Genomic DNA, 14,072 nt, shown 5'->3' with positions numbered 1-14,072 from the left:
TAACTCAACGCCTACATCTAAAGCAGCAACGAAAGTTGCTGCTTTTTTGTTTTAATTATTTTTCTTGTGAGCTTGAAGTGAAGTTGGGTGTGCGTGGCAGCGTCTGTACCGGTATGCTTTTCGTAGTAATCAGCACGGGAGGCTTCGCCATGCAGTACATTCATTTGCCCTCTGGCCTAAGGCAATACCGCACAATTAAAGCAGCGGCGATTTGGCCGCGTCAAGTAAAGTTCGCAAAAGCCGCAAATTGCAATATCAAGTTGAGCATTTCATCTGTTAGAATCAGTCTGGTGGCGGAAGACGATTCGCCCATAGCTCCACAGCCAGAATGTCATCATCGCTCTAATCTGAAATCCGCTTGCCCTTTGGTATAAAGCGTCGGATCAGGCCGTTGTGGTTTTCTATTGCCCCTTTCTCACAGGATGTATACGGATGGGTAAAGTACACTTTCGTATTCGTTCCTGTTTCCAACTCTGCCAGCCGGGCAAACTCAGGACCGTTATCCGTTGTGATGGTACGGAATACCTTGCTGAAGTAATCCCCCAGTTCGGATTGCATCTTCTGAAAAGCAGCAGATTGATCACCTCAATGCCCATAAATCCCCGAGCCTGATTGCCGCCGACATGGACATTGTTGGTGGACTCCACACTGATAGTTGTTCCCGATCAGCCGGTGTAGTCCCTCCAGACACCAGAGAAAGATACCCTCTTTCTCCCGCAGCAGCTTATCCACCAGAAATGGATCATCCGCTCGGCCTGCGGGCCGGTTTTTGGTAGTCAGCACGATCTGGCGGCGGAAGAAACCGTCGGACTTGTCGTGCAAGGCGGTCAGCGCACCGTTTCCGAAGCAGAGGAAGCGCACATACAGCTGGCTCTGGTAGCTCTGGACGCCCTTGCGCTCCATGTCTATCTTGCACTCGGAGGTCACGACAGATTTGATATAGTTGGTCTTGGGCAGGGCGCTCATATCCATATCGTTGTCCACCATCAGGAGCTTGTTTTCCAAGTCCGCACGGCTGAACCGGTTGCTCTCCACCTTCTGGATACTGGTGGTATTCATGCTGTCACCCAGCAGGGAGCGCATGACCAGTCCAATGCGGCTTTTGTCCTCGCCGCCCTTGCCGATGAGTATGAGCATCTTCTGCCCCTTGGTAGTCGGCAGTGGGCAGTAGCCGAGATATTCCTGCAAGGTGGGAATATCATCTTCTTGCAGCAGCTCCGATAGGAATTGCAGCCACTTTTTCGGAGTGGGTGCGTCTGGATTATAAGTGACGGTGAGGCGATTGTTGCAGTAGCTCTTATCTGTGGAAAAGCTGCCGTCCGTGAAAAACGTCCCGTTGACAACGTGGATGCGGTCCGTCTCAATAGGCAGCGACGGCGAATAGGCTTGCAGCTTGATGCTGGCAAGTAAATTCGCAACCGTATTGGGGAGATTGGCGGTCAGCACGCCGGAGATTGTCAAACTGGCAGATTGGGACACGGTGAAGTCAAACGTTTTTGCAAAAGCCGCGATACAATATGTGAGGTATCTTTTAAGGCAGGCATCCGCGAAGCAAGCTATCGTCTTGTATGTTAAATAGGTCACGACTTGCAGGGCGGTTGCTTTTTGCGTGAACTCCAGATAAAGCCTATTCTTTGGTTCCTAATGCGCAGTTTTTGCGCTCCGGTGTTAAAATATAAAAGCGCTCAAATATTGCAGTTGGAAACACACGCAAGGACCTGTTATATTTTTATAAAATATCTTTTGTATCTTTCATCCCTTTGGGTACTCTCGTTCGTTATACTGACAGAAAAGGCGGTGAGGCGGTGGAATATAGCGATCATGAACTGGTGCGCGGGATCAAAGGCGGAGATAAGAGCGCACTGGAGCTTTTGGTTCGCCGCTGGTATCCGCGAATTTACGGATATGTTTTCAAATTGACCGGGCATGAGCAGGACGCTTATGACTTGACGCAGGATGTTTTTATCGCAATGATGCAGAGCATCGGTCGCTATATGCCGTGGAGGAAATTTGACAGCTGGCTGTTTACGATTGCGCATAACAAATGTATGGACTACTTTCGCTTTCGACAGAAAAGCGTTCAGGTGGAAGACACCGTGTTCGACCGACCCGATCCGGCTGCCTCGTTTGAAGATATGGCAGCGGTCTCCATGTCCGTAAAAGCCGCTCTGGAGAAGCTGCCTGCCGCACAGCGGGAGGCAGTGATCTTACATTATTTCCACCAATTTACCGCGAAGGAGATCGCACAAATGACGAACACACCGCTGCCGACGGTCAAATCACGGCTTCGTGCCGCCAGAAATACACTCTCAGATAAACTGCGGGAGGACTTCGAATGAACGATCGAATGGAACAGGAAATCCGCCGCACCATTTTGCGGCTGCAAGCGTCCATGCCGGAGCCGAGGGATAGGCAGACGCCGGTCTTCACGCTGCTGCGGATTGCAGCAAGTGAAATGGACTGGGGGCTACTGCTTGGGCTTTTCGCGGGTGCATTGATTTTCGGTCTGCTCAGCGTCAGGGCTTTGTCCATGCCGATGCTGACGATTTTCTGCACCGCGCCAATGCCGATGCTCCTGCTGTTCCACCGGTATGTGCTCGCCAGTAACCAGAACATGCGTGAATTGGAGGCTACATTTCCGTATTCCTATCCGGAGATGCTGGCTGCGCGGTCTGTCGTGATCTCATGCTGCATGTTCGGCGCTCTGGTGCTCCTTTCCGTGATGCTGCACGTTTCTGCGAGTGAGGCGTTTTTGCGGCTGGCGCTCTGCGGCGCGGTACCGGACATTTATCTCTGTGCGCTGCTCCTGTTTTTGTCTGCTTCGCTCCGCAATTCGGAAGGGCTATCCCTGCTTGCACTCGTCTTTTGGGCGGCACTTTGCTTCCTCGTGACGGTACTGCCGTTTGACCGGCTTTTGCAGCTCTGCTCCACCGCCGCCTACGCTGTGCTGGCGGCTATCGGACTGATTTTATACAGCATTCTTGTATACAATGTTCAACGAAGGAGGGAGCATTATGACATGGCTCATATCGGATGAAGCCAGAAAGCATCGGGCGTTCCGCGAGGTCTGGGTCGCGTATCTCCTCGGCGGGTTGTATCTGCTGCTGGGGTTATACACAGAAATTTCGGAACAGAATTACAGCGTGCTCTATGATGCACAGCAAAAGTGGAATTTTGTTCAGCAGAATATCTATTCCTATGGCGCGACGCTGACGGCGTTTCTGCTTGCGGTCGGATTGCCGCGGCTGGTCTGCTGTGAAAGGGAATACCGGACGGACGATCTTGTCGGGACGGCAGCGCTTGGCCGCCGGTACACATGGAGAGCGAAAACAGCGTTTACGGTCCTCTATTGCGCGGTCGTTGTTTTCATCATCGGCGCAGCCAGTCTGCTGGTAAACGGCGGCGCGTTCGGGTTCGAAGGCTCCCTCTCCTCTGTTGCCGGATGCGTGTATTTTGCGGATACGGCGCTGCCGCCGATGTCCAATCTTGCGTACTGTGCGCTCCAGTATGGCTTTCTGTTTCTGGGCGCGTTATATTTCGCCGGGTTTATCCTAATCGTCGCTGCGCTGACGCGGCGGACGGCGCTCAGTCTGTTCCTCTGCGGCGGAAGCTATCTGCTGTTTTTCGCGTATTCCGCTGTCGGGCCTCAGCTGCCGGAGTTCCTTCGTGTGCCGATTGACGCGCTCTATCGGTTCGGCTTCGGTGGGTATCTGCTGCAGGAGAGCTATTCGTGGGTCTTTCCATATTTGTGGTCGGACGTATGGAAACCGGTCCTGCTGGGGATTGGCATGATCCTTCTGGAGTTTTTCCTCTTTTGGAGGATATGGAGGAGGAAAGCAAAGGCATGAAGGCTGATTTGATCCGCTGTTTCCGGAATCCGCTCTACTGGCTCGTTTTGGGTGCTGGGCTATCCGTTCGGGGCATTCTCGCCTTCTTTGATTCCCGATTCCGCAGCGATGCGTTCTGGTCCTTATCCGCAGAATTCTGGAATAAGATAGGCTCCGTAACACTCGGTTTTCTGGTTCTGCTCGTTCTGATCCGTCTGTTTTCCGCGGATCGTGAAACAGGAGTCTTTCCCGTCATCAACAGCACCGCCTATGGTCGAAGCACGCTGTTCCGGAACCGGTTGATTGCCGGGAGCATTGCCGCTTCGGCTGGTGCTGTGCTGTTAGCAGCCGGAAATCATGCGCTGTCAATTCTCATTTCCGGCAGGCTTCCTCAACCGGATGGTTGGAATCACGCATGGTTCCGCAGTACGGCAATCGTTCTCATCGGAACAATTGGATTTTTCCTCTTTGCAGCATTTGTATGTGACAGTCTGAAGAATCAGCCGGCGGCCATGTGCATCTGCGGAGCTCCGTTTGCGTTCAGCTATTTCATCAATGCTGCTGTGCTGAAAAAATTTGAATTCTTCTGGTTTGTCCGGTATGGATTTTTTGCAGAATGGATGCGTGGACGGAGAATCGGTGTGACCCCGGGAGTCTGGGGTGTCTGGTACGCGCTGTTATTGGGTGGGTTACTATTGGCCGCCATCCATCAAAGAAAGGAGCGCAAGGAATTATGAAGCTTTCCTTCGAACATATAAGCAAGCTCTACGGCAATACGGCCGCGCTGCAACAGATCGACCTGACGCTGGGGCCGGGCGTCTATGGGCTGCTCGGTCCAAACGGAGCCGGGAAGACGACGCTGATGCGGATCATGACGGATTTGCTCGCTCCATCGACCGGACGTGTCTTGCTGGATGGGCAGGACATTGCGGTCATGGGTGCTGCGTTCCGGAAAAAGCTCGGCTATCTGCCGCAGGATTTCGGCGTTTATCCGAATTTCACAGCGGAGCAGTTTCTGCTCTATATTGCTAGATTGAAGGGCTTGTCAAAGTTTGAGGCCAAGCGGCAGACGGATGATCTTCTGCATATGGTCGGTCTGGAGGACCAAAAGCAAAAAAAACTGAAAGGTTTCTCCGGCGGACAGCGGCAGCGTGTGGGAATCGCACAAGCACTGCTTGGAGACCCCGAAATTCTGGTGCTGGACGAGCCGACAGCTGGGCTTGACCCGGAAGAACGGATCCGGTTCCGCGGTATCATCAGTGATCTTTCCCAGCAAAAGCTCGTTTTGCTGTCGACGCATATTGTATCGGACCTCGAAGCAGTCGCAAACGAAATCATTCTGCTCCGGAAAGGCGTTGTCCTCGGAATGCAAAAGCCTGCTTCGCTGCTGGAGCAGCTGAACGGGCAAGTCTGGCTCGTTACAGTTCCTGCTGCGGACGAAGCGGCACTCACAAAGCAATATACCTGCAGCAATGTCATGCACACAGACGGAAAAAGTGTGATCCGTCTGCTCAGCAAAAGCGCCCCTCGACCCGACGCAGTACCAACAGCACCCAATATGGAGGATATGTATCTATATTATTTCGGTAGATGGTCGTCCGGATGATTCTGGCTGGATCTCGGGTGCAGTAAAGTGCAGACTGTTTAGAAGGCAGCTTGCAAGTTTTTAGACCTGCAAGCTGCTTTTCCCCGTAAACTCAGAGCCGATTTTGCTGCCGCAAAATCTCTGGGAACAAAATTTGAGCGGTTGTTCGCAGCACCTCTCAGCAACTCATTTCGCGCATTTTCTGGTACGAAACCATTCAGTACAGAAAAATTACTGGCTCGTATTCGCGCCGTTCTCCACAACCACCGACAGAGAGGAAAAATAAGAATACAGCCAGTGGAAACTGTCAGCTTCAGGATTTGTTGATTGGCTATGAAAAAAGGCGGATCTATGTCGGAAAAAACGAAATCGGCCTGACATTGGCGGAGTGAACCGCTCCCTGTCAATTAGACAGACGAAAAAACAAAAAGTTTTCTCCAGGACCTCATCTCAGAGATCCTGGTTTTCATTTATGCAGCATCCAGCAAGCTGCGGTAATTCATTGGTGCGCCGTTACTTCCGGCTTAGACCGCTGATATGCCGGACGTTTTCTGCAGATGACAGCAAGCAGGCCGACAATATGTACCAAACGATAGAACCGATTCAGGTTCAGAATGTCACAAGTCTCGGTTATTGCATACCCTTCTTCGTGCATTTTCCGAACACAAATGTAGAGATATTCTTGTCTTACTCCGCTCAGCGCCACCTTCTTTCGAGTTCCTCGAGTTTTTTAGCACTGCATTCTCCGTTTTCAATCTTCTGTTTCGGGCTTCCAGTATTCGGTTCTCGGTGCGCAGTTTCTCCGCTTCTGTCATCTCAGATTCGGCCTTACGCTTACCACGCTTGTCTACCAGACCTTCTATGCCCTTTTCATTGTACTTTTCTCACCCAGGAATAGATTTGCTGGTAGCTGACGCCGAATCGCTCAATAGCAGCAGCGTAGTCATTTCCATGCTCGATGCAGTAGCTGATAATTTCAATCCGTTCTTCGTATGTCGTAGTCCGTACTTTTTACAGATCGCTGCGTGGCTTCCTTCTCCGTTGAATGGATGATCTCTTCCGGTGTCCGTTTTGACATAATAATGCTCCCCTTAGTGTAGTCTCGAATTTTTGTTATTTCGAGTGTCTACTCTATGGGGAGTATATCACCGAACGGCGGCCTGTCTTCTTATTCTTTATTCTTTTTTAAGCCTTGGTGTTTGAACCACACCAGACCATAAATTTGGCAGGGCACATCTTAAAAATGTCGCCTCTCGCAGGGCAAAACTGGAATTTTGAAAAATCGAGTTTTTGCAGCCTTTTCGTTCTAAAAGTAGCGCATTATATGTGAAAACGCCACACTTTCGTGCGGCGTTTTCGGCGTTGCATCTTTCATCAACATATTTTGGTACGCCCGGTGCGATTCGAACGCATGGCCTTTGGAGTCGGAGCGGTGCTGTATGAGGTATTCATCCTGCATTTCCCGCTAAAACAGCGCGAATATTAGACATTTTGCGCCGTTTTCATGCGTTTTCTATGCCTATTGCAACCACCTATATTCATCAGCAGTAGCCTGACAGTAGCCGCAATAGCTTCGGCTATTTTTCGACCGGCGGCAGAAAGCCTTCGACCTGCTGGCGGTATTCGGTCTGCTCCTCGCGGAAGAAGCGCTCCAACAGGCTGTAATCCTGCTTTGTCTGCGCGGTATTCAGTGCATGATAATACTCAGCCTTGCGGCTGTCATTTACCACAAAGGGGATAATATCGTTTTTCAGACATTCCTTAAACAGAATCAGCCGTCCGGTTCGTCCATTTCCGTCCTGGAACGGATGAATGGCCTCATAATCCGCATGGAACTTTGCCAATCCGTGCAGATCATGCTTGTCTGCTGCATTGTATTCGTCCAGAAGTGTCGTCATGCGTGCGTGGACATCTTCCGACGTCAGGGTGCCGGATAGCTGCTTTTGTTATATCCAATCTGCTGCTGTTGTGCAAGGTGCCCGCGGTTGAAAAGAGGTTTCAATGTTTAATACGGCAATCCTGCTCAGTATGCTTCTTTATAGCGGGCACATAAATTGTTATCAGACTTGCTCGTCGTGCGAACAATGCGCAAAAGTAAAGGGCGCTCCTGCTGGAGCACCCTTGGACTTGTGAGAAATTATGCAGTTGGCAAAACTGTGGCAAAACCGGTGAATTTATCACGGTTTGCGGTGATGAAATCTGTATCTGCGCCGGTCAGGTCAAGTGTGCCGAACGAAGCGCGGTTGACGCTGGCCTTGTATGTGGGACTGTAGCTTTTCAGCGTTGGTGTGCCATTGATTTGGAGGGTCAGGTTTCCGGTGATGGAGCCGCCGCTTTGTTCGCCGAGGAACTGATTCAGCTTGACGCCGTCTGCAACATGGAACGTTATATTGCCGTCCAGTGTCGCGCTCATGTACGCGCCCGCAAGCTCGACCTCCGCGCTGCCGCCTACGGAAACGTCCACGTCAGCCTTATGCGTCGTGCTGCCTCTGCCGCTGGCGATAACAGCAAAATTACCGGCCTGCACGCTGATGTGCTGCGTGCCCGCTGCGGTGCTTTCTGCGGTACTGCCTGCATACAGGTTGTAACCTGTCCAGCTCCACGCGGTCGCCACATCGTTCGCGACCGTGAGATCATGCCCGTTCGCGTACAGATTTCCGAGCGCATAGGTGATGTTCGACAGGGTAAGATCGGCGTTCATCGTCATCGGAGAGCCGCTCAGCCTGTATTTGGTCTCACCGTCCGCCGAACGGATGGTGCACGCGACATCCGGGAGCTTGTCCTCCTCGGTCAGCTGCACATCATCATTGAGCACGATCGTGCCGCCTTTCTTGACGGCGGCAGATGCCGCAGACCAGCTCTGATAATTCGTCCCGTCCACCACGAAGGCGTTTTCCTTGACGCCCTTGGCGAACGTCAGATCCTTGCGAACGATGCCGGACCATTTGCCGTCCTTTTTCGCCGCCGCGCGGATGTACAGCTTGCCGCCTGCGATATTGTCGATGGAAACCTCGAACGGGCCGGTGTACTTGGTGCCGGTTCTGGTCGGGTCGGAGACGGTGGAACCGGTCAGGGTGTTGCTGTTGTCTACCGTGTAGTAGATTTCAGCGCCGTCGGTCGGGCAGTCGAGCGTTACCGTTACCTCATCCGCATTCGCGTAGGTGGTTTTCTCCGGCGAGACGGTGAGCGTCGGCTTGGAAGCCGTCAGCGCCTGATTCAGTGCCGCCTGCACGGCGGCGAGAACCGCGCGGCTCTCGGTTTCGTACCCGGCAATCGGCTCGACGCCCTTAGTGGTCTGCGCGAGGTAGATGCGGCTGAACAGCTCGGGGAGAAAGTCTGCGTACCTTTCGCTGTGTTCCTTATCGAGCGTCAGGGAGGTGATATAATAATTATCATCGTAGTTGGGACTTTGTGTTACAGCGGTTGCAGTAATGCCGTCAACGGTTGCGGAAATGCCGCTGTACTGCGCGGTATAGGCCGCGTTGCCGAGCGGATTTGCAAACACATAGAACTGCCGAACCACATCCGAACGGTTTCCAGCCTTGTCAAAGGCGGCGGCGCGGACTTCGATGACCTGGCCGCTCGGATGGTTTGTTGGGTCAGCGGACAGGCGAACACCGATATCACCAGACCAGCCGATGGAAGCCGCTTTGGTGCTGTCGGCAGTCGGGTCGGTACCGTTGAGTGTGTAGCGGATGGTACAGTCCTTGTCGGCCGACATGGCAACATCGATATACTTATAGCTTGCGTTCGGAACGCAGGTCTGCGCCGTCAGGGTCGGGGCGAGCACGGTGGATTCGCTTTTGCTGACCGGCGCGGAGCGCAGTGCCGCGATGGTGGCATGACGGATGGCATCCGACCAGACGGTTGCGCCGGAAACGGCATCGTCATTGTGGTCATCGTCATCCGGTACGGTATTCATATTCAGCAGGTCGTAGAGCGTTTTGCCGTACAGCTTGGCAGGCATACCGTCGCTGTCCATTACGCCGCCCCAGAACGAATAGTCCATAGAAACGTTATCGTCCGACAAATCCAGACCGGCCTCCGTGCCGTTGTCCTGCACGCGGGTGATCTTGCCGTTGGTAGTAGTCACGCGCACGCCGACCCGGTACGGGCCGCCTAACACACCGCCGTCCGTTACTGTGCCGATGTAGGTGCGCGTGCCGGAGGTCAAATCGGGGATATTCACAAACTCCACGACTGCCTCGGAGACCGCAGAGAAGAGGCCGTCCTTTTCGGCAACGGCTTTTACGGTAACGTTGTGGTCGGTGTTCCCGGTCGGTTTGACGGTCAGGGTCGAGCCGTCGAGCTTTTTCGCAGCGCTCCCGGCTACGCGCGGGTCAGAGCCGTCCGTGGTGTAGTACACCGTGCAGGAGTCCCCGGCAGAAACCGTAAGTTCCGCCGGAGAGTTCGCTGCATACAGAAGCTGAGTCCGCGCGTCCGCCGCTTTCAGGGCCGGCGCGGAGGGAGCCTGCTCGCCTTCCTATTTCGAGAGTTCCTTGATAATGGCCTTGACGGCGTTCAGAGATACGGTAGCACCGGAAGTTGCGTCAATACCGTCGATTTCGGATACGGGTTTCTTTTCAAAGTCCACGAACTTTCCTTTGGCGATATTCCAGAAGTAACTGTTAGCACCGGGGTCAGTGCCGTTATCAGTAATCGAAACGACATTGCCGTCTGCATCAAATTCTACCGTGATTTTTGCCTGATAGGAACCAGTTACAGGCATACCAGTTACCGAGGTTACTTCTGCTTCGCCGGATTTGATTGTAGTGGTCGGCTTGTCGGGTTTGGTCGGCGTATTAGCCGCGTCCATCTTTTCGAGATAACCGGAAAGCTCGGTAATCAGTTCCTTAGCTTTAGCTTCCGTGGTGTCGTCTGCCTTGATAAGACCGGTGGCCTCATTATAATGCTCTTCCAATAGCGATCTGCTGACCTCAGAGGGATATGTCGTGCTTCCGTTATCGAGGTATTTTTTTGCCTTGCCTGCAAGCTCTGTCAGCGTCTGTTTCTGCTTCTCCGTCATCGGCTCAACCTTTTTAGGCAGGTTGTCGGCGGTGACTTTGACAGTATAGGTGGTATCTCTGTAACCGAGTGCGTAAACCGTAATCGTCCACTTGCCGGTGCCGTCCTTGCCCTCGGGGAGCTTCGCGCGGAGCGAGTCGGTCAGACCGAGCTGAATGCCCATGATCCTGTGCATCCAGTTGTCAGCTGCAAATTTCGTACCGTAGGTGGCGAGCGGGGTGGTATTGTTTTCATCAGTGCCGTAATACTTCCAGACAACGGTCTGCATATGACCGCCGAGGTCGCCATAATTGTTATTCAGGTCAACACGCAGCATTTCGCCGAAGTTGCCGGAGTAGTCCTTGGCTGCCGCAGTGATTGCCTCGTCTGCGGTTTTGAGTGCCTCGCCCTTGATGCCGGAGCCGGAACCGGTCTGGCGTGCACCGAAGGTATAGCCGTAGGAACCCAAGGTGACTTCCTTAAGACCGTTGGTGTCCTTGTCTACTGCGGCAACTGCCGTGTAGGCATTCAGGTTGTTTTCACTGAAACCGCCCTGAAGCGTTTCGCCGTTCTGGGTAACAGTGTAGTGCTTGCAGAAATCAACGAAATTGTCAGACTTCACCTTGACCGGAACGTACTTGATGCCAGTGATCTTGTAGGAGGTCATGCCGATTTCGTTCTTGTTGTAGGTCTTGCCGTCTGCATCGACAAAGTTGTCGCCGTCCGTCCACGCAACCGGATGGTAGTCGTATGCTTCGCCGTCCTTGGTGCCGTGGATAACAACGCTCTGCTGGAAGCTGCCGCGATGCAGACCGTGGTTGGTCGTTGCGCGGGAAACCGCATCGAACGCGCCCTTGTCAAATTCGTTGTGGCCGTCGAGGGCATCGGACCCAGCCCCCCAGTCGCTATCCTTGTTCAGGTAAACCTTCTCGCTCTGCCAGTATTCATCATACGGAACAGCGGCGTAAGCGTAAATGTGCTCAGGGAAGGTTACCTTAAACTCCTGATCTTTGTAGTAGTTTGCCTTGACGGTAATGGTGTAGCTGCTGCTCTGCGTCATATTCGCAAACGGCTCGGCGGTCAAATCTAGATAACCGTTCGAATTGATAATCGTTACCGCCTTCTTGCCGGTTGCGGCGTATTCATTGTCGCCAACCTTGACCGAGGTGATATTTTTCAGATAGTTTTCAAGGGCTGCGTCATTTACACCCTTTACCGCTTTGAGCGATACGTTGCTTTCGTCATACTGCGCCACCGTCTTGCTCGTGGAAACGGTGAAACTTGCCGTTACGTCCGCATATTTGCCCTTCGCGTCGGAAACCGTTACCTTATAAGAACCCGGCAGAGCGGAATTAAAGGTGATGGTACCGTCGGAATAGGTCATGCCGTCCGGTACTTTTACTTCCTGTTTGAAATCTTCCGGGAAGCCGGTCAGAGTCAGAGTAGTGCTCTTTGCATCTGCGTCAGACTCTGCAACTTCGGCCTTTGCGCCCTCTGCGATGTACGGAACATGCAGCTCTTTCGCCAGATTGAGCTTGATTATGCCGTCCTCGGTGTAGTAGGTGACTGCGCTGATGTTCTTGCCTACGAGGGCGGGGTCAGCGCTGAAGCCAAGCTTGGTTACATGCCAGATTTCGGTTACGTGGTGCAGACCGTAGGTATTGCCGTCCGTGGTGGTCAGGACAACAGCGTAAACCTTCTTGCCCTTCGCGATTTTGTCGCTTTCGATCTCCATTTCGTACTTGGCGTGATGGCCGGGGGCCTTGAATTTGGCAATCTTTGCGGTATCCTCGGACGCCGCACCGGTCGCCTTGCCGAACGACCACTTGCCGTTGGTCAGGGTCGCTTCCTTGTAGTAAGACGGGGTGGAGCTCAGGGCGTAGTAGGAGTAGCTTGCGCTTTCAAACAGCGCCTCCCTGCCGGTATAGGTGGAGGTTTCATCCTCGCCTTTTTTGTTTTTTACCGTGATGCTTACGGAGTCGCTGTTTGTTACCTGCTTGAGGCCGGAAAGGTCGCTCGTCTTTACGCGAACCGGATAGGTAACGCCGGTAATATCCGAGCCGTCGCGATTGACATGATACGAACCGCCTGCCAGAGAACCGTTGCGGGTCTTATTCTTGGTCGCCGACGAAACTGCGTCAACGGCTGCGGCGTTCTCACCAAGCTCGGCCTTATAGAACTCGCCATACGGGATATTCATCAGCACATAGCTGTAATCGCTGCGGGACGAGCTGCTGCCGCCGCCGGAGGACGAGCCGCCGCTCGAAGGAGCTGTGCCGACGGTTCCGGTCTTGCCGGAGTCTACGGTCTTGTCGCCGGCCTTGACGCCGGAAACGCCGCTCGCCGCCGTTACCTTGGTGTTCTTGGTCGAAACCGTAACGTTGTTCGCGTTCGCCTGTACAGCGGAAACCGTGCCTGCGCCGGAGACCGAAGCGCCCGCCGCCGAAACAGTGACCGAACCGACAGACGCGCCGCTCTGCACCGTGAGAGCCGCCTTTTCCGCGATAACGATGTTATCGATCTTGCCGGAAACCACGAGGTCGGACTTCGCCGTTACCGTGCCGACGCTGCCGCCGGAAACCGAGAGCGAAGCCGCGCCGTTCGGGTTGCTGACGAGCACGCCCTTGCCTGCGGAGCAGTTCTTGAGGCTCGCCTCGGTCGATGCGCCGCGGATGACGATGCGGCCGGTGACCTTAACGCCGTCAAGCGAAACCTTGTCCCCGCCGTCCGCAATGATGAGGTCGCCGTTGACCGTGACGCCCGAGAGCGAAGCGCCGTCTGCGCGGACGACCAGGTTGCCGTCTACGGTCTGGTTTGCAATGCTGCTCGAATCGGCGTAGGACGCCGCCATGTCGGTGATGATCTTGGCAAATTCTGCGCGGGTGATGTTGTTCTTCGGGTTCAGGCGGCCGTTTGCGCCGTTCACGTAGCCGTTTTCGACCAGTGCGGAAAGACTGCCGGACGCCCACGAGGAAACCGCGCCGTTATCCGAAAAATCGGAGAGCGAAGCGCTGCGGCCATCGGTCAGCGCGAAAGCGCGGGCGAGCACGACAAAGGCTTCTTCACGGGTGATCGGGTCGTCCGGATGGAGCAGACCGCCCGCGCCCTGAAAGGCTTTCATCTGCACGGCACGGCCCATGTCGTTGTAGTACCATGCGTCCGGGAGCATATCGCGGTAATCCTTGAGCGAGGCGGACTTGGTCGCGCCGAACGCGCGGGATACGATAGCCGCCATCTGGGCGCGGGTCAGCAGACCCTGACCGTCGATCCTGCCGTTCGAGCCGTTCAGCAGGCCGTGATCGACCGCCTTTTCCAGCGCGCCGGACGACCAGTCGTTCGGGAAATCCCTGTACTGGCTCAGGTCGGCAGCAAAGGCATTGCTCGGCAGGAGCATCGCGCCTGCCAGCACCATTGCAATGGTGTTTTTACACTTCACTTTTCGGTTCCTCCTTTTGTTAGACAAAGCTAACCATCACGTCGAAAAATAGCATTTTTCCTCGCGCGTTTTTGCAACCCGAGGAAAAATGCTATGGTTAGCTTTTGCTAACATTATAAGCTGACCTTAGTCTACACCAGCGCTTTTTATTTGTCAACCGCACTTTTTCGCGAGATGAACCACGGTTTATCAAGATTTCGCGGCTTGACAAGTCTTTTTT

Annotated in this window: 10 protein-coding genes and 2 pseudogenes; 6 read left to right on the top strand and 6 right to left on the bottom strand. The window is 53.8% G+C overall.

Going from position 1 to position 14,072, the window contains the following annotated elements:
- A partial coding sequence (locus DW088_RS16130) for a hypothetical protein (RefSeq protein WP_207663037.1) occupies window positions 1–374 on the top strand: 374 nt, incomplete at its 5' end.
- Here DW088_RS16130 and DW088_RS15140 read toward each other — a convergent pair.
- Together DW088_RS15140 and DW088_RS15135 are read right to left on the bottom strand one after the other, a co-directional pair.
- Window positions 346–570, bottom strand: a pseudogene (locus DW088_RS15140) (IS30 family transposase); the annotation flags it as partial. The gene DW088_RS16130 and the pseudogene DW088_RS15140 overlap by 29 nt on opposite strands.
- Before the next feature lie 69 nt (window positions 571–639).
- Window positions 640–1,461 (bottom strand): annotated as a pseudogene (locus DW088_RS15135) (DNA primase family protein); the annotation flags it as partial.
- 344 nt (window positions 1,462–1,805) lie between these two features.
- Here DW088_RS15135 and DW088_RS15130 point away from each other — a divergent pair.
- Genes DW088_RS15130 through DW088_RS15110 form a run of 5 tightly spaced genes read left to right on the top strand, consistent with a single transcriptional unit; the run spans window position 1,806 to window position 5,433 of the window.
- On the top strand, window positions 1,806–2,339 hold the full coding sequence (locus DW088_RS15130) for an RNA polymerase sigma factor (protein ID WP_158574723.1): 534 nt from the start codon (window positions 1,806–1,808) through the stop codon (window positions 2,337–2,339).
- On the top strand, window positions 2,336–3,037 hold the full coding sequence (locus DW088_RS15125) for a hypothetical protein (protein WP_118361858.1): 702 nt from the start codon (window positions 2,336–2,338) through the stop codon (window positions 3,035–3,037). Before DW088_RS15130 ends, DW088_RS15125 begins: the two co-directional genes overlap by 4 nt.
- Window positions 3,015–3,848 (top strand): hypothetical protein, encoded by an 834-nt coding sequence (locus DW088_RS15120; protein WP_118361856.1) that lies wholly within the window; start codon window positions 3,015–3,017, stop codon window positions 3,846–3,848. The genes DW088_RS15125 and DW088_RS15120 overlap by 23 nt, the downstream gene beginning before the upstream one ends.
- Window positions 3,845–4,564 (top strand): hypothetical protein, encoded by a 720-nt coding sequence (locus tag DW088_RS15115; RefSeq protein ID WP_118361854.1) that lies wholly within the window; start codon window positions 3,845–3,847, stop codon window positions 4,562–4,564. The genes DW088_RS15120 and DW088_RS15115 overlap by 4 nt, the downstream gene beginning before the upstream one ends.
- Window positions 4,561–5,433 (top strand): ABC transporter ATP-binding protein, encoded by an 873-nt coding sequence (locus tag DW088_RS15110; protein WP_118361852.1) that lies wholly within the window; start codon window positions 4,561–4,563, stop codon window positions 5,431–5,433. The genes DW088_RS15115 and DW088_RS15110 overlap by 4 nt, the downstream gene beginning before the upstream one ends.
- 849 nt (window positions 5,434–6,282) lie before the next feature.
- On the opposite strand, the gene DW088_RS16815 is transcribed toward DW088_RS15110, so the two are convergent.
- The 4 genes from DW088_RS16815 to DW088_RS15090 form a co-directional block, all read right to left on the bottom strand.
- A complete protein-coding gene (locus DW088_RS16815) occupies window positions 6,283–6,387 on the bottom strand; it encodes a helix-turn-helix domain-containing protein (protein WP_442861194.1) in 105 nt (34 codons plus the stop codon).
- A gap of 602 nt (window positions 6,388–6,989) precedes the next feature.
- Window positions 6,990–7,310 carry a Fic family protein gene (locus DW088_RS15100; RefSeq protein WP_118361850.1) on the bottom strand — a complete coding sequence of 107 codons (321 nt, stop codon included), beginning with the start codon at window positions 7,308–7,310 and terminating at the stop codon, window positions 6,990–6,992.
- A gap of 239 nt (window positions 7,311–7,549) precedes the next feature.
- Window positions 7,550–9,835 carry an FN3 associated domain-containing protein gene (locus DW088_RS15095; protein ID WP_279217346.1) on the bottom strand — a complete coding sequence of 762 codons (2,286 nt, stop codon included), beginning with the start codon at window positions 9,833–9,835 and terminating at the stop codon, window positions 7,550–7,552.
- A 60-nt stretch (window positions 9,836–9,895) separates the two neighbouring features.
- Window positions 9,896–13,852 (bottom strand): penicillin-binding Tp47 domain C-containing protein, encoded by a 3,957-nt coding sequence (locus DW088_RS15090; RefSeq protein ID WP_118361846.1) that lies wholly within the window; start codon window positions 13,850–13,852, stop codon window positions 9,896–9,898.
- Window positions 13,853–14,072: the final 220 nt, after the last annotated feature.

The organism is Butyricicoccus sp. AM05-1 (assembly GCF_003474415.1).
Lineage (GTDB): Bacteria > Bacillota > Clostridia > Oscillospirales > Butyricicoccaceae > Agathobaculum > Agathobaculum butyriciproducens.
Note: the sequence above shows the minus strand (reverse complement) of the source record. Positions and strands in the feature narration are given on the sequence as shown.